Source organism: Virgibacillus pantothenticus (assembly GCF_018075365.1).
Classification (GTDB): domain Bacteria; phylum Bacillota; class Bacilli; order Bacillales; family Amphibacillaceae; genus Virgibacillus; species Virgibacillus pantothenticus.
The window spans coordinates 1,779,515-1,795,027 of sequence record NZ_CP073011.1 but is presented as its reverse complement, the minus strand read 5'-3'; the positions used below and the strand labels follow the sequence as shown (position 1 = coordinate 1,795,027).

The following is a 15,513-nucleotide window of genomic DNA, read 5'->3' as shown; positions in this document are numbered from 1 at the left end:
ATTAACCGCCTACTTTCTGCGTATTTGTTAACATCGTTAAAACTAGGCGAATGTGAAAATAGGAAATATGCTCTGGTACTTTTTCTTTTATTAGCTTGAGCTTATATGTGTTCACTTCGTTAAAAGCACGGATAATGATCTTTTGATCCGACCGGGGCACATAAGCATCAATTGGAAACTGTGAATCATATAATGCAATTTCAACCAAATGATCGTAAATTGTATTCATTCTTAACTTTCTATAATCAGCAATTGCTTCCACAGTAAGACCGTCACGCAACAGATGGTATGTTGTTAATGCAGATGCAGTCACATGAGGGGTTTCGGCTTCTGGTATTATTCCATTTAAAACCGGATAGGCATGCTTATTTTGATTTATGATATCGATCATGCGGTGCAAGCAAGCGGTTATCGTTAGCTCAACATCAATCATTGTAAGAAAATAACTATTTGCCAGCTGATGGATACTCTTCCCATAATTATCATAGCTTGTTAGGCGATCGACAAAAATTTCTGCCATTAGAGCAGGAAACGTTTGTAATAATCGTTGTAATTCAGTATGTAATTGAATTAAAAAGGCTGAGGTATCCATTTTTATTCGCTGGTAAGCTTTCTTTACCCATTTTTCGATTGCTTGATTTTCAACTACAGGAATGAATTGGAATTGATTCATATGTACATTTGTAACTGTTTGAATAAGCAATTTTAATCGCTCCCAAAACACAATACTGCTATACCCATATTGTAAACCAAAGAAATAGGAAAGAGGAAATTCTGTCTTGTAATCGTCTAACCACTTCATGCCATCAGGTGTTATCAGGTAAGATTCTTCATTAGAATTTGCTGCTTGAATCAGTTGGTCTTTTTTTAAGGCATTACTTACTTTATGAAAATAAGATTTTGAAAGCTTGGGGTAAATAGAATAAAATTGTTTTAAGTCATACATATGGATATCCTGTACCGTTTGAATCGATTTCCTACCTGATATAACATGATAGGTTGCTGAAATCGATCTTTCACCTTGTAACCCATGTATACAGCTTAAGATAACTCCTTCTAAAATCACTCCATCTCATCCCCATTCATTGCAAATCATACTGCCTGCCTAATTAAAGATGATCAAAGCGTATTACTCGCGGTTCATAGCATATACGAAGTCTCTCAGGAAATATTGCTTCTAACAGGCAGGCCAAAAACTTCTATAAAATAAAGTTTACTATATTATAGCATTTACCAACTATTACAGCATTGAATTTTTATTTTCTCAAGTATAAACTAAAAGATGTACAACTGTCAGTAATATACGTTACTAAATCGACTGATATTTGCGCATTGCTTGAAGAAACTACAGCCACATACTACAAAGGAGTTCTGTAAATGTGTTATTATACAAAAATTGATAGAGAAACATGTATTGCTTGTGGAGCTTGTGGTATAGCAGCCCCAGACCTATATGATTATGACGATGAATGTATTGCTTTTTTTGTTAAAGATCATAATCAAGGCATTACACCAATTAAGGATACATCCGTCGATGCAATGCTAGCTGCTTATGAAGAATGTCCAACCGGTTCTGTCCAAATTTCCAAACAACCGTTTCATCAGTCAGAGAATGTTAAATAAAGTCAATGGAACATGATTGTAAAAATCTTCTGAGCTTTTACATAGATGCAAGCAAGCTAATTAGTTAATTGGTTAGTTTTACTTTAAAATGTTGCTCGTTTCTATGCAGCTTATTCCTTACTGAACGCCCTTAACCGAACTGTATCTAACAAAAAAGCTTGCAAAAATCGCTGGGACTCTTTGCAAGCTGTAAACGTATCAGTCGTTATTATTAATAGGAAAACGGTACGAAGCATATTTCTTTATTAAGTATGTAATTAGCGGGTAAAACATAAGCATAAACACGGCATTACCGATCGCATGATTCGTATCAAATGGTAAACCGCTTATGTAATAAGGCCAAAATGAACCGGTTATTTGGTAAGTCGTTAATGAAATGATAAACCCATAAAAATAACCCGTAAAAATAGAAAATATAACCAAAAACAGAAATGGAGTACGTGGAAATATTTTCCCAATCCAACCACTGATGGCTCCAATCATTCCCCATGAAATCATCTGCCATATCGTCCAAATCCCCATTCCAAGTAGCATATTGGAAACAAGAACAACAATTACCGTTAATAATAATGCACTAACTGGTCCTAATATCACACCAGCAATAATGATGATTGCTGTAACTGGCTGCACATTAGGAAGAAATGCAAACCAATATCTTCCTATAACGGCAAGTGCAGCTAGTATCGCAATTAGAGTCAGTTTATACGTATTCATTCACAAGGTCATTCCCAAGCCTGGAAATCAAAAACTACTTTGTCACCCGGCTTTAATTTATATTCAGCAGCGCCAACATTTGGCATCTCGCCATTCACCGTATAAATCCAGCCTTTTTTCTCTCCATCCTTTGCAGACAAGCGTTCAATAGAAGTAATAAATTCTCCGTTTTGTTCTGTTTCAATGTAAAAATTTTCTTCCATTACCTCCATTAAAATAGCGCCTTCTTCAATCGGGATTTCCTTTTCATGTAAATATTCGGCTCCATCGTCCTTCGATATTGTGATCAATACCGTTTCATCGGCTTGTTCTTCTTGTGCTTCTTGATTTTCAGAAGGTTGATTGTTTTTTGTATCCGTATTGCCAGCTTCATCGGTTCCGCATCCTGCTAAGAGCGCAATGGCGATGAAAAATGCCCCGAAGCGAAATAACCATTGTTTCATATTATACATCCTTTCTGATTTCATTTATTACGTTTTTATCTCTTGTAATATGCTATAATACTTTAAATGCTTAAAACAAAATCTAAGTATATGTCGATTATAGGAGGCGTTGCAACATGATGCCTGCGATCTAAGTTATTCTACTTCTGTAGCAGGAGATAAAAGAAAACTCCTACTCAAGCAATTTTACTTTATCATATCATAAAGTAAATTTTCAATAAGTAAGTGGTTTTCATTCATTCCCCACTCATTATTAGTACCGTAATGGTATAACCTAAAGATCGATTACGAATAGGGCATTTAGGTGCTGTTATCTCCCACTTAGACTTGTTGCAGTACAGATTATCCTACTCCGGAAGTCGGAGTCTTACAACGCCTTATATGCGGGATAACATGGAAGCACTTTTAAAGAGAAATTTCGTTATCCTCCCATGCCTCTGTCTTGGAAAGCAAACACTACTGTCCTTAAATAGGATAAACTATTGTTTAAATTACAATTGCAGCCTACTTTTCTTCCCATTGTTTCGGTATGCGAAAATTAAATGCTGTCCCCTGGTTGAGCTTACTATTGACATTGATCGTCCCTTGGTGCGCATCAATAATATTCTTGGCGATGGCCAACCCTAAACCAGTCCCTTTTTTCTGCTTATCTCTCGTTCTTGATTTATCAGCTTTATAAAAACGCTCAAATACAAATGGCAGATCTTCTTCCGGAATACCACTTCCGCTATCTTGAATTTCCACATAAAATGCTTCGTTATCATTCGTTACTTTAATATTTACATAACCATCCTTACTCGTGTGTCGGATTGCATTATCGATCAGATTCGTAAAGACTTGCTCTATGCGGTCTGGATCGAATGTTGCAGTAGGTTCTAAAATGGTTTTATCTAGATGTAACGAGATATTATTATCGTTGGCAAGCCCTTGAAATTTCTTGTGAATTCTTTCGACATAAGGTCCAACCTTGACTTCTTCTCTACGCAAATGAATATGACCAGCTTCCATCCGTGCTAAGTCCAATAGTTCATTAACTAATCGACCCATTCGCAGTGATTCTTCATGAATGATTTGTGCTAATTCATTTTTTTCTGCTTTTGATTCTGCAATATCATCGACAATTGCTTCACTATAGCCTTGAAGCATGGAAATTGGAGTACGCAACTCATGAGATACATTGGCAATAAAATCTTCCCGTAACTTGTCCATTCGTCTTTCTTCTGTCATATCTCTTATTACAGCTACAGCACCGCGAACATAGGATTGATCGTATAATGGAGTCATAACCATAACCCAATTTCTTCCTTGTAAACTAAGTTCGTGCATGGCTTCTGTTTCCCCATCGATGACTTCTTGTAAAATTGTTTTTAATTCAGATGGCAATTGTCTTTCATCTGCACGATAAGGGAGATTATTTTCATAATACCAATCTTCAATAAAGCGATCTGCTGGAGCATTCGTTACAATCATATCACCTGAACGGTTTAATGTAATAACCCCATCAGCCATAGAACTGACAATACTGGATAGCTGTTCCTTTTCTTGTCTTAGTGCATTTAAATGGAACTTTAACTGTCTTCCCATACGATTAAAGGCTAGCGCTAACTCTCCTATTTCATCATGCGTCAAAATAGGAACTTTTGTGTTAAATTCCCCTCTGGCCAAATCGAAAGCAGCCTCTCTCATTTTAATAAGTGGAGAGGTAATCCTCGTGGACAAGAAAAATGCAAAAATAGTTGTTAACACAATCGCAATTCCAGCTGCGAGAAAAATAATTTTAGTTGTTTCTGCTTTCGTTTTGTCAATAACATTTAATGATTGATAGACATAAATAGCTCCATCTTGGTGCTTCATTGGCACTCCAACAATCATCGCTTCTCGTTCGCTGCCTGGTAACCTCATTTGTTTTTGAACTTGAACATTATTGGTGAGCACAGATGAAAGCCCCTCTTGCTCCAACCAATCTATTTTCAACTTGGATAATTGCTCATCTTCACTGTCAGAAACCCATAAGTCCCCATTGCCAGAAACAATCGCTACTCGACTAGCTGGGTCTTTTACGCTCTCGGTTGTTTCTTCAATTAGTTTTTTTTCGTCATGTGCATCAGCATGTGTATTAACGAGCATCGATACTTTTTCAGCAGTTTGTAACATATCCTGCTCCGCTTCCTGAATATGGAAATCTTCAAAAAACTGTAAAAGCAAAATAGTTAAAATAAATAACACGAAAGAAACTAGCAATAGAATGGTTATTGCTAGTTTACCAACTACACTTCGCCAAAACATCAGTCTTCATCCACCTCAAACTTATAACCAACACCCCATACCGTCACAATCATTTTTGCTGCTTCCTGAGATACTTGGTTCAATTTTTCACGAAGTCTTTTAACATGGGTGTCAACTGTCCGTAAATCTCCAAAAAATTCGTATTGCCATACTTCTTTTAATAAATGCTCACGATTAAATACTTTATCCGGAGATTTAGCTAAAAAGCATAATAACTCATATTCCTTTGGTGTTAAGCTCACTTCTTCCCCATCAGCAGTTACACGATGTGCGTCATGATCAATGGTTAAGTGAGGAAAAACCAACACATTTTTCGCTGTCGTATCCGTTTCCTGAAATGTAGCACTGGATACGCGACGAAGTAAAGCCTTTACACGCAAAACGACCTCTCGAGGACTAAAAGGCTTCACAATATAATCATCGGCTCCGATTTCAAAGCCTTGTACACGGTTAGCTTCTTCGCCTTTTGCTGTTAGCATAATAACCGGCGTATCTTTTTCTTTTCGCAGTTCTTGGCAAACCTCCACACCATCCATCTCCGGCATCATGATGTCCAGTAGAATCACATCGTAGTGATTTTCCAAGGCAAGTGTTAATGCTTCTCTTCCATTTTCAGCTTCTTCAACGAGAAAACCATCTCGTTCCATATACATACGTATTAGTCTGCGAATTCTTTCTTCATCGTCCACCACTAATACTTTTGACTCTTTATCCATATTCGTTCCCCCTTGTAACCTAACCTGCCTATTAAGAGTATAAACTAAGTTTTATAAAATGTATAAAGAAAACTTAGATATTGAAAGGATAGACCATTTACAATTTGTCTAGCATAGATGTCACTACTCCATTAAAAAACCTTTTCCCGCATAAAGTGAATCTTCCATCAGTGGGATTTTCATTCTTCTTCCCCAGCTTGTTAGTACCGTAATGGCATGACCTAAAGGCCTCTCATACGAAATAAGGCATTTAGGTGCTGTTATCTCCCCCTTAGACTTGCTGCTGTACGGATATTTAACTCCTGAAGCGGGGGTCTTACAGCACGTTATATACAGGATAAAAGAAAAGACACCACTATAAACTATAATGATGCCTTGCGATTTTCAAAGACTAAGCATATGAGTGTAAACCTGCCAATACAAGGTTTACAACAATTAAATTAAACATGATTATCGCAAAACCTATAGCAGCAAGCCAGGCAGATTTTTCTCCGTGCCACCCTCTCGAAAGGCGTAAATGTAAGAAGGCTGCATAGAAAAACCATGTAATCAAAGCCCATACTTCTTTCGGGTCCCAGCCCCAAAATCTTCCCCAAGCTTCTTCTGCCCAAATAGAGGCAAAAATAAGACCACCTAACGTAAATAAAGGAAAACCGATCGCTACAGAGCGATATGTAATTTCATCCAACAAATCTGGTCTTGTTTTCTGAAGCAATGGCTGAATCGTAGCACCAAGTCTTTTTCGAAATACAAGTCTTAATAGGAGGTAAAGACCTGTTCCAAAAATGATCGACCATAGTAATGTATTAAATTTTCGTCCTGCATCTGCACCATGCATCCATTCAGGTATTTCAAACCATGGTTGCATTACATCTTCCGTTAATAACGTTCCGTCCGTTGGCGCAGCAATTGGCGGCATGTGATATTCCGTTTCTACTATTCCTTCTCTGGCATTATTAGGATACTCAAACACGGCTTGATAATTCATGACATTAAATAGCGTTGTTGCTAGAATAAATCCGACAAAGAGAATTAATGAATACAATGTAATCTCCAGCCAAGTAGTCCGTTTGGTCGTTTTTGTTTGGTCAATTTGGCGAATTAAATAAATTAATCCTGCCACAAAGCTAATGGTTAAAATTCCTTGCGATAAAGATACGGTAGTAACATGAATGTATAACCAGTGACTTTGCAGTGATGGAACTAAAGGAGCTACTTCCGTTGGAAACATGCTGGCATACGCAATAATAATTAAGGCAACTGGTAATGCAAAAAGACCTAATATGGTCACTTTATAAATAAAATACAAGATAATAAATCCTAGTACCGTTGCCATTCCAAAGAAAGTCATATATTCAAACAAATTACTGACAGGAGCATGCCCACTTCCCATCCACCTGGTAATAAAATACCCTAATTGGGTGATAAAACCGATGATGGTTAACGTAATTCCTATTTTAGCAGCTTTCCCATCAGACTTTCTCTTACTTCCAATTGTAAACGAAAAAAATAAAGTTGCAACTAAGTAAAGTAAAAATGCAGTATATAAAAGCGTACTACTTAATTCGATTAAGTTATTCATGAAACCCCTCCTAATGAACTGAAACTTCAATCAGTGGGAGTTCTTTCTCCCCCACTGATTGAGCCAAAATCGCAGACGTCACGTTATCGCGCCTCCTACGACCTACAACATACACGCCAAAACGGGCATCTGCATGCCGTTCTTTCCTACTTCGCCCTCTTTGTTCTACTTCAGGCTCCCTCAAATAGGAGTCTCTCTACTGTCCCTTACATGCGGATATGCCACAACTATCTATTTATCCAATTCTTGCTGATCCGTTACCATCTGAATATTTGTCCCGTCAATCATTTTTTCAATATCACGTTTAACACCATGCCAGTTTTTATTCGTATGGGCAGCTAACAAAATCCCACCGTCTTGAGGGCGGATCCAGATTCTGCGATGGTGCCAGTACATCCCCTGAATAACACCAATCATAAAGATGATAGCGCCGACAATAAAGTATGGCAGTGAATAATCCCGACGCACACTTAATCCACTAACATCACGCATCTCAAAGTTTGTAATACCTACTTTATAATCGTTTTCGCCAGTCGCGTCGATATTCTTGCCAATCCCTAAAAAGCTAATTTCTGGTTCACTTCCATCAGGTGGGTAAACCATCATCACAAACGCTGGATTTCTTGGATAATCCGTCTCTGAAGCTGGTTCCCCCTTATCATCCAAGTAATAATCAGGATAATAGTTATTAATTTCTACTTTAAATCCACTTTCTAACTCATATTCGGACTTAGGTGAAGTAAAATCAATTGTAAATTCCCCCAGTGATTGTTCATCGGCATCATCGGTTTCATGAATTTTAAATGACATACTGGAAAATTCATTTTGCTGATAACCTCGCTGATAAACTACATAATTGTCAAATTTAATTGGTTCGTTTAACCGAATACTCCCTTCCTCTATCTTTTTCAACTCAGGTTCGGCACCAGTCACTTCAGGTTCCATTGCTTTATAAATAACAGCATTTGTTTGATAATTGCTAGCTACTGGTACCCCTTCCTTCGCTAAGGCATCTTTAAATTTTTCATCTTCAGGATCATAATTTTCTAAAATAAAATCTTTATTCTCAATGTAATACTGCTGATTCGTTCCAGGGAGAACTTGCTTCTCTCCTTCACGTATCCAGACGTACTCCTCCATGTAAAAAACAGAGGTTTGTCTTAAAAGGGCGGCAAGCAAAATAATAATTAATCCAATATGATTGACATATGGCCCCCACCTTGAAAATCTGCCCTTTTCAGCAAGGATATGCCCATCTTCTTCGGTTATATTATATCTTTGCTTCTCTAATCTTTGTTTTACAGTTTCCATATCTTCGTCACTAACATGCTCTGTTTTACTAAACAATCTTTGCCTTTGCAAAAAGGTTGCATGTCGTTTTGCTTTTTGCTTGCGTAACGCGCGAAATAAGGGAACGAAGCGATCTAGACTGCAAATTACTAGTGATATACCAATTAAAGCAATTAAAATCATATACCACCAAGAACTGTATAAGTTATGAAAACCTAATTGATAGAATATTTGTCCCAAAATTCCGTAACGCTCTTCGTAAAAAATAGCTGGATCTCTGGAAACTGCATCTGCTGGTATGTATTGTTCCTGCGGGAAGATTGATCCAATAGCAGAAGCAATAAGAGCAATGACGATGAGCCAAACCCCTACTTTAACAGAGGAGAAAAAGCTCCAAATCTTATCGACAATCGACTTATTATACGTTTGCGAGCGCCGAGCAGTACCGTCATACCGCATATTTAAAAGCTTCTTCTTATCATTCCCATCAATATGCTGGTTTTCTTCAATTGGTTTCCCACACGATTCACAAAGTACGGTACCTTCTGGGTTCACATGGCCGCATTCACATTTAATTTTCTTCATTTCATACCCCTTCCCATTACAAAAAGACATTTACTGTGGTGATATCTTTTGCAGATAACCATCTAATCGTTCTAAGCTTAATGCTCCATTTACTACCTCCACAATTTTACCTTGCGGATCGATAAATACTGTACTTGGAATAGGGCCAACTTTATACAAATCTCTAACTTGACTATCTCTATCATGAGGGATCGGGAAAGTCAAGTCATACTTATCAATGAAACGGTCTACAACTAGTTCTGTAGAGTCTAGACTAACAGCAACAATTTCTACCCCTTTTTCTTTATATTTAGGATACAATTTTTGCATATAAGGCATCTCTTCTTCACATGGTTTGCACCAAGTTCCCCAGAAGTTAAGCATTACCCCTTTTCCTTCTAGATCACTTAAACGAACCGTTTCCCGATCATTGTATTTATTAATTTGCTCCAGTTGAAAATCAGGAGCATCGTCTCCAACATCATAGATAATCTTATCATCCTGTAGGTTTTGTACGACTGCAAATACAACTGCCCCAACCAATACAAGTAAAATCAATGACCGAAATATAAAGCGATTTCGTTTTTTATTCTTTTTTTTCCTTTTCATTTCTTCTAAACTCATCATGAATCAACTCCCAGAGCCATTATATCATTTTGGAAGAATGGAAATTTTGACTATTATTCAACAATTTCGCTCTGCTAATTGTCGCATTTGTTTTACTTCCTTTGGAGTTAATGGGCGGTATTCTCCCGGTCTTAAACCATCTAATGTCAGTAAGCCGTATTTCTCACGTTTTAATTTCAAAACCGGGTAGCCAAGGGCCTCCATCATTCGACGTACATGCCTGTTCTTTCCTTCTCTTAAAGTTAATTGCAAAATAGTATGATTCTTCTTTTTATCCGTTTCTAGGATGCGATAATGGACTGCTTTTAAAATATCCTGTTCTGAACGAACCCCTTTACGAAGTTGTGCTAACTCTGCTTTTTCCGGAATTCCTTTTATTTTAGCAACATACTCTTTATCTACCTGGTAACGTGGGTGCATAAGTAAATTAGCAAATTCTCCGTCATTGGTTATAACGAGTATACCTGATGTATCATAGTCCAATCTTCCAACTGGGAAGACACGTTCTTCTACTTCGCCAAGCAGATCGGTAATTACTTTTCTTCCTTTATCATCTTTTAAGCTAGTAATAACGCCACGTGGCTTGTACAACAAATAATAAACTGGTGCTTCTTTTTCCAACGGGACACCGTCTACTTCAATGGTATCATCAGGTTTGACTTTGGTCCCTAGGGTTGTAACAACCTTATGGTTTACTTTCACTTTTCCATCTAAAATGAGTTGCTCTGCTTTTCTCCTTGATGTCACGCCACTTTGGGCAATTACTTTTTGTAGTCTCTCATGCGTGTTTGTCATTTTATCACCATTACCTTTATAGTTCAAAATATCGTAAAGCTTCTATCCTAAGCGGTAGCCAGAAAACAATGAATGTAACCGCCACTTTGCTTTGTTGTTTTGCATTGGAATATCAATTATACTATACGGATAAATGACATAGATAACAAATCTTACGCATTTATTCTGTATACGCATGCTTGATTTTCCCCTTTTTAGTCAACGATCACCTACCCATCTTATCAAGTATAAACATGTTGAACAACTAGTACTGTCACAGATAACTATCAATTACCCAAATTCGTTATCATTTATCCCGCATGAAAAGTACCGTTAAAAACCCACCTCAAGAATGAAGGGCGATACTAAAATTCCATATGGGGGAAAATGGAATTTCAATGCCCGATTCGTTAGACAGGTAAGTTCAGTCAGAGAGGTTTATAAGGAACAAAGGCTCGGGGAGCCCGTTTAGCAACGTAGCGAATAGAACGCATACAATAAAAAATGCCCTACATTTCGTAGGACTTTTTAAAGGGAACTACTTTCGCACTCTCATAAAGTCAAAGGGTTATCCAAATAAAAGCGAAACAATTACAATCGAAGCAATAATCCCCATTAGATCTGCCAACAAGCCAACTTTTAGTGCATATCGCATTTTCTTAATTCCAATAGCTCCAAAATATATCGTTAAAATATAGAGCGTAGTGTCAGTACTACCTTGCATGACAGACGCAAGCCTTCCGATGAAGGAATCCGGTCCATATGTATGGATTAACTCCGTTGTCATTCCCAATGCAGCTGTACCGGATATTGGTCTTACTAAAGCAAGCGGGATAATATCAGGCGGAACTCCAATCGTTGTCAAAATAGGACCTAATAAATCAGTAAAGGCCTCTAACGCTCCAGAACTGCGTAATATCGTAATTGCTACAATCATGCCGACTAAAAAAGGAAGCAAAGAAAAGGCCATTTTTACTCCCTCCTTACCTCCTTCCACAAATACCTCATATGCTGGGACTTTTTTTATCGTTGCCGTGACTAAAACAATTAAAATAAAACAAGGAACCAGCCAAGCACTAATCATGGTTACCAGTTCCATTTATGACGCCCCCCATTTACTTCTATGATAAAAAATCCGATCAATAATAATTGCGCTAATTGTTGATATAAGCGTCGCCAGTATGGTTGCACCAACGATTTCAGTAGGTGATGCGGATTGATATTGCATACGGATGGCGATTACTGTCGTTGGAATAATCGTTAAGCTTGAGGTATTTAAAGCTAAAAACGTGATCATCGACCTGGACGCTGTTTCACTGCCACTCAACTGTTTCATCTGCTCCATTGCCTTAATGCCCATTGGAGTTGCTGCGTTTCCCAAACCAAATATGTTTGCCGTTACATTAGAAAGAATATACCCAATAGCTGGATGATCTTTGGGAATTTCCGGAAACAGCTTTATAATAAGTGGACGAAACAGTTTTGCTAAAACAGCTAGAATACCTGCTTTTTCAGCGACTTTCATAATGCCCAGCCAAAATACGAGCACACTAATCAATCCAATCGACAAAGTAACTGCTTCACTTGCACTGGAGAAAATAGCTTCATTAACCTGATCCATTGTTCCATTGAGCATTGCATAAATGATACCAATTGCTGCCATAGATACCCAAATGATATTTACCATAAAACATCAACTCCGGAAATATGCTGAAATAATTGATAAACTTTCTCCATGAAAGGTGTATTATCATCCGACTTTATTTGTTCTTTTAATACATTTGTTTCCGCAATTGGTTTCCCATTTAAATAAAATACATTTTTTCCAATCCTTTTCTCTTTGGTAGAATCTTTTTTAATCAATAATTGACTGGATACATCATCCTTTTCCTGTTGGCTTAAAGGATATTTCACCTCTTTCTCTAAGTATCCTGAATACACTTCATTACTTTCATCTAGACGATAAGAAATGGTTTTTTGCTTCGTCAATGTTTCTAATTCATACTGCTCAAAACCCCATTCAAACATGGCAATATGATCTCGCCAATCATCAGGAGCATCTAACGTAACCGCGATTAATTCCAGATTATCTTTTGCAGCTGTGGAAACTAACGTTCTCCCTGTTTTTTTAGTGTAGCCCGTCTTTCCTCCAGTACAATGGTTATAATATTTAGTTAACAGCTTGTTTTTATTTTGCCATGAATATGTACGATTCTCTGCTAAATAAGATGTAGCACCAGTTATATCTCGAAAAGTAGGATTATCCATGGCGTAACGCATGAGGACAGCCATGTCATATGCGGTTGAATAATGACCTGCTTCATCAAGTCCGTGTGGATTAGCAAAGTGCGTATCGTTCATTCCGAGCCACCTTGCTTTTTCATTCATCAAGTAAACAAAGCCTGCTTCACTTCCTCCCACATGTTCACTTATTGCTACAGCTGCATCATTTCCTGACCGCAACATTAATCCATATACAAGGTCTTCTACCTTCATTTCCTCCCCTTCCTCTAAATAAATGGATGATCCCTCTGTATAGATTGCTTTGCGACTCGCTTTTGCTTTTTCCGCCATTTTACCGGATTCAATCGCAATAATAGCAGTCATTATTTTAGTAATACTGGCAATGTTAGCTTTCGAATAAGCCTGCTTTTCAAATAGCACACGTCCTGTTGTTTGTTCCATCAGAACTGCATTATTAGCAGATACTTGAGGAGTGGCTTGTCCTTTAATCGGAAAAAAAATCATCAACAGGATTGTTGTAAAAATGGCAACTAATACAGATCGCATAACCCTGGTTCCTCCCAATCGTGGTCTCTTTACAATCTATGCATGTCCTATAAAGTTATGCTAAAAACAATTTGCAGACAAAACATGAACGCTCATGACTAATAGCCCTACCTATGCGCCTATCGTAAAACGAAGTTGGTTCCCGTTTTTCGTTTATTTCTCCATCTAATTTCAATTTAGAAAGGCGCAGGAAAATAGGACAGAATGGTTGCTCCTGTCCTTGCCAAGAGGAATTCTTCTATTTTCATGTTTGTTAATATCCGTCCCATCGCAGCTGAGATGCACGCTTGTAGCGATCATTAACATCTTGCCAATTAACCACATTCCACCAATTATCGATATAGGCTTTTTTATCTGTTTTATACTGCAAATAATAAGCATGCTCCCACACGTCCAGGACAAGTAATGGGATGATATCTGCTATTTGAAATAGCTGGTGTTTTTCAAAAGACTGAACTCCCAACATACCGCTTCTTGGATTCCAATAGAGAACAGCCCAACCATCCCCTTCAACTGAATTAGCGGTATTGGTAAATAATGTCTTAAAGCGTTGCCACGATCCAAAGTCATGCTCCATTTTAGTTCGTAATTCTCCGTGAGGCTGTTTACTTGAACGTGGGGTCATATTAAACCAAAAAATAGTGTGTAACTGATGGCCCGATCCATGAAAAGCTTGTTCACGCAACCAATACTTTAAATATTTATCATCTGTATTCTTGCCGTATAATGCTTTCTCCGCTTTGTTTAACCCATCTACGTATGATTGATGGTGCTTGTTATGATGTAAACGCATAATTTCTTCACTTATATAAGGCTCTAAAGCATTATACGCATAAGGTAAAGGCGGTAGCTTTCGCTTACCGTAAGCAATCGGTTGCTTTGAGCTACGATTTTGACTCCATTCATCCAAGAACTGTTCGCCTTCATTTCGTAGTTCCATTAGCTGCTCATATGCAATGGGTTGATTAGAATGAAGTATATTTCTCAACCTATGCTGCCAATTTTCCAACTGCTCGATTACCTGTTCTTGGTTTATCCCTCTCTCTTCCACCAGTTTATTTCTAACCTCATCTCCCCAGTGAATTAATTGTTGGACATATCCGTTTTCAAAATGACTCATGTTATCACCTCTTTGTAGCATATGCCCAGGTACCCAGTATGTGATTGTAGAGATAAATTTACTGCGCTAATTATTTGGCTGCACTTTATTCCAGGAATTTGAAGACAATGAACAATGGTGCGGGGCGCCCGTTTAGCATCGTAGCGAATGGAATGAATCAACGGAAATAAGGTGAAATAAAGGAATCATGCCTCAAAACAGGGGTATGCGACGTCGGTCTTCCTCTTAGCGACGCACCGATGAGGCCTTATCGTAGGGCGCATTTCTAAAGTCGTATAGTTGCTGGGCTCATGCGCCGAACGTGACGATTCGGTTATTTCGTTATCCACAAGCACCTAATTTTATCGTTTCCTATAAATTAAAAAAGCTGGCTATTTTACAGCCAACTCGTTTATAAAGGGTCTTCACTTAACTGCTCGTTAAAGCGTTCAAAAAATAAATCTGCTTCAGATTCCAATTCCTCATCATTTGTATCTGGTAAAGGAGGTAAGTCATCCAAAGATGTTAAGCCAAAATAAGTTAAAAACTCTTTTGATGTAGCAAAAAGAATCGGTTTTCCAACAGTATCTTTCCTCCCTACCTCTTCAATCAGAAGTCGAGATAAAAGTGTTTGTACAGGACGGTCGCTTTTCACCCCGCGAATTTCTTCAATTTCTGTACGTGTAATCGGTTGGTTATAAGCGATAATAGCAAGTGTCTCTAACGCTGCCTGAGACATTCTCGTTGCCTGAGGCGTTTCCAATAATTTTTTGTAATATGAACTATGCTCTGGTCTAGTAGTCAAATGAAATACTTCGTGTGCCTGCATGATTCGAATACCCCGGTCTGTATTTTCATATTCCTGCTTCAGTTCATCCAAGACAAGTTCCACGGTTGCTTCTGTCACTTCCAAAACATCCGATAATTGTTTCACTGTTATCCCTTCATTGCCAGAGGCAAATAGCAGACCTTCCACAATTGCTTTTAATTTATTTATTTCCACCT

General features: G+C 37.9%; 15 protein-coding genes. 1 reads left to right on the top strand and 14 read right to left on the bottom strand.

The window, feature by feature from the left end:
• Window position 1: 1 nt before the first annotated feature.
• Window positions 2-1,066, bottom strand: coding sequence for a YpbB family protein (locus KBP50_RS08500; protein WP_050352973.1), 1,065 nt, complete (start codon window positions 1,064-1,066; stop codon window positions 2-4).
• A 311-nt stretch (window positions 1,067-1,377) separates the two neighbouring features.
• Here KBP50_RS08500 and KBP50_RS08495 point away from each other — a divergent pair, with 311 nt between their 5' ends.
• Complete coding sequence (locus KBP50_RS08495; protein ID WP_050352974.1) at window positions 1,378-1,623, top strand: ferredoxin; 246 nt, start codon at window positions 1,378-1,380, stop codon at window positions 1,621-1,623.
• 198 nt (window positions 1,624-1,821) lie between these two features.
• Here the strand turns inward: KBP50_RS08495 and KBP50_RS08490 are convergent, their stop codons facing one another.
• From KBP50_RS08490 to scpB, 13 genes are all read right to left on the bottom strand, one after another.
• A complete protein-coding gene (locus tag KBP50_RS08490; RefSeq protein ID WP_050352975.1) occupies window positions 1,822-2,337 on the bottom strand; it encodes an ECF transporter S component in 516 nt (171 codons plus the stop codon).
• Between the two features lie 8 nt (window positions 2,338-2,345).
• Window positions 2,346-2,780: a DUF4430 domain-containing protein gene (locus KBP50_RS08485; protein WP_050352976.1), complete on the bottom strand. Its 435-nt coding sequence runs from the start codon at window positions 2,778-2,780 to the stop codon at window positions 2,346-2,348.
• Window positions 2,781-3,284: 504 nt separating this feature from the next.
• Window positions 3,285-5,066, bottom strand: coding sequence for an ATP-binding protein (locus tag KBP50_RS08480; RefSeq protein ID WP_050352977.1), 1,782 nt, complete (start codon window positions 5,064-5,066; stop codon window positions 3,285-3,287).
• Entirely contained in the window at window positions 5,066-5,782 is a 717-nt protein-coding gene (locus KBP50_RS08475) for a response regulator transcription factor (protein WP_050352978.1), read from the bottom strand. The genes KBP50_RS08480 and KBP50_RS08475 overlap by 1 nt, the downstream gene beginning before the upstream one ends.
• A 391-nt stretch (window positions 5,783-6,173) precedes the next feature.
• Complete coding sequence (ccsB, locus tag KBP50_RS08470; protein ID WP_050352979.1) at window positions 6,174-7,364, bottom strand: c-type cytochrome biogenesis protein CcsB; 1,191 nt, start codon at window positions 7,362-7,364, stop codon at window positions 6,174-6,176.
• A 231-nt stretch (window positions 7,365-7,595) separates the two neighbouring features.
• A complete protein-coding gene (gene resB / locus KBP50_RS08465) occupies window positions 7,596-9,239 on the bottom strand; it encodes a cytochrome c biogenesis protein ResB (protein WP_050352980.1) in 1,644 nt (547 codons plus the stop codon).
• Between the two features lie 30 nt (window positions 9,240-9,269).
• Window positions 9,270-9,842: a thiol-disulfide oxidoreductase ResA gene (gene resA / locus KBP50_RS08460; RefSeq protein WP_050353546.1), complete on the bottom strand. Its 573-nt coding sequence runs from the start codon at window positions 9,840-9,842 to the stop codon at window positions 9,270-9,272.
• A 60-nt stretch (window positions 9,843-9,902) separates the two neighbouring features.
• Entirely contained in the window at window positions 9,903-10,640 is a 738-nt protein-coding gene (locus KBP50_RS08455) for a pseudouridine synthase (protein WP_050353547.1), read from the bottom strand.
• A 547-nt stretch (window positions 10,641-11,187) separates the two neighbouring features.
• The gene (locus KBP50_RS08450; protein WP_373688057.1) at window positions 11,188-11,703 is read right to left on the bottom strand and encodes a spore maturation protein; all 516 of its coding nucleotides are present in this window, start codon (window positions 11,701-11,703) and stop codon (window positions 11,188-11,190) included.
• Between the two features lie 15 nt (window positions 11,704-11,718).
• Window positions 11,719-12,306, bottom strand: a complete 588-nt coding sequence (locus KBP50_RS08445) for a nucleoside recognition domain-containing protein (protein WP_050352982.1) — start codon at window positions 12,304-12,306, stop codon at window positions 11,719-11,721.
• Entirely contained in the window at window positions 12,300-13,409 is a 1,110-nt protein-coding gene (locus tag KBP50_RS08440; protein WP_050352983.1) for a D-alanyl-D-alanine carboxypeptidase family protein, read from the bottom strand. The genes KBP50_RS08445 and KBP50_RS08440 overlap by 7 nt, the downstream gene beginning before the upstream one ends.
• Window positions 13,410-13,662: 253 nt before the next feature.
• Window positions 13,663-14,529 (bottom strand): superoxide dismutase, encoded by an 867-nt coding sequence (locus KBP50_RS08435; protein ID WP_050352984.1) that lies wholly within the window; start codon window positions 14,527-14,529, stop codon window positions 13,663-13,665.
• A 391-nt stretch (window positions 14,530-14,920) separates the two neighbouring features.
• Complete coding sequence (scpB, locus tag KBP50_RS08430) at window positions 14,921-15,511, bottom strand: SMC-Scp complex subunit ScpB (protein WP_050352985.1); 591 nt, start codon at window positions 15,509-15,511, stop codon at window positions 14,921-14,923.
• Window positions 15,512-15,513: the final 2 nt, after the last annotated feature.

Excerpts from the sequence above, each read along its gene's own strand:
- KBP50_RS08495 (WP_050352974.1), top strand. The coding sequence starts at position 1,378 with ATGTGTTATTATACAAAAATTGATAGAGAAACATGTATTGCTTGTGGA.
- KBP50_RS08490 (WP_050352975.1), bottom strand. The coding sequence starts at position 2,337 with ATGAATACGTATAAACTGACTCTAATTGCGATACTAGCTGCACTTGCC.
- KBP50_RS08485 (WP_050352976.1), bottom strand. The coding sequence starts at position 2,780 with ATGAAACAATGGTTATTTCGCTTCGGGGCATTTTTCATCGCCATTGCG.
- KBP50_RS08480 (WP_050352977.1), bottom strand. The coding sequence starts at position 5,066 with ATGTTTTGGCGAAGTGTAGTTGGTAAACTAGCAATAACCATTCTATTG.
- KBP50_RS08475 (WP_050352978.1), bottom strand. The coding sequence starts at position 5,782 with ATGGATAAAGAGTCAAAAGTATTAGTGGTGGACGATGAAGAAAGAATT.
- ccsB (WP_050352979.1), bottom strand. The coding sequence starts at position 7,364 with ATGAATAACTTAATCGAATTAAGTAGTACGCTTTTATATACTGCATTT.
- resB (WP_050352980.1), bottom strand. The coding sequence starts at position 9,239 with ATGAAGAAAATTAAATGTGAATGCGGCCATGTGAACCCAGAAGGTACC.
- resA (WP_050353546.1), bottom strand. The coding sequence starts at position 9,842 with ATGAGTTTAGAAGAAATGAAAAGGAAAAAAAAGAATAAAAAACGAAAT.
- KBP50_RS08455 (WP_050353547.1), bottom strand. The coding sequence starts at position 10,640 with ATGACAAACACGCATGAGAGACTACAAAAAGTAATTGCCCAAAGTGGC.
- KBP50_RS08450 (WP_373688057.1), bottom strand. The coding sequence starts at position 11,703 with ATGATTAGTGCTTGGCTGGTTCCTTGTTTTATTTTAATTGTTTTAGTC.
- KBP50_RS08445 (WP_050352982.1), bottom strand. The coding sequence starts at position 12,306 with ATGGTAAATATCATTTGGGTATCTATGGCAGCAATTGGTATCATTTAT.
- KBP50_RS08440 (WP_050352983.1), bottom strand. The coding sequence starts at position 13,409 with ATGCGATCTGTATTAGTTGCCATTTTTACAACAATCCTGTTGATGATT.
- KBP50_RS08435 (WP_050352984.1), bottom strand. The coding sequence starts at position 14,529 with ATGAGTCATTTTGAAAACGGATATGTCCAACAATTAATTCACTGGGGA.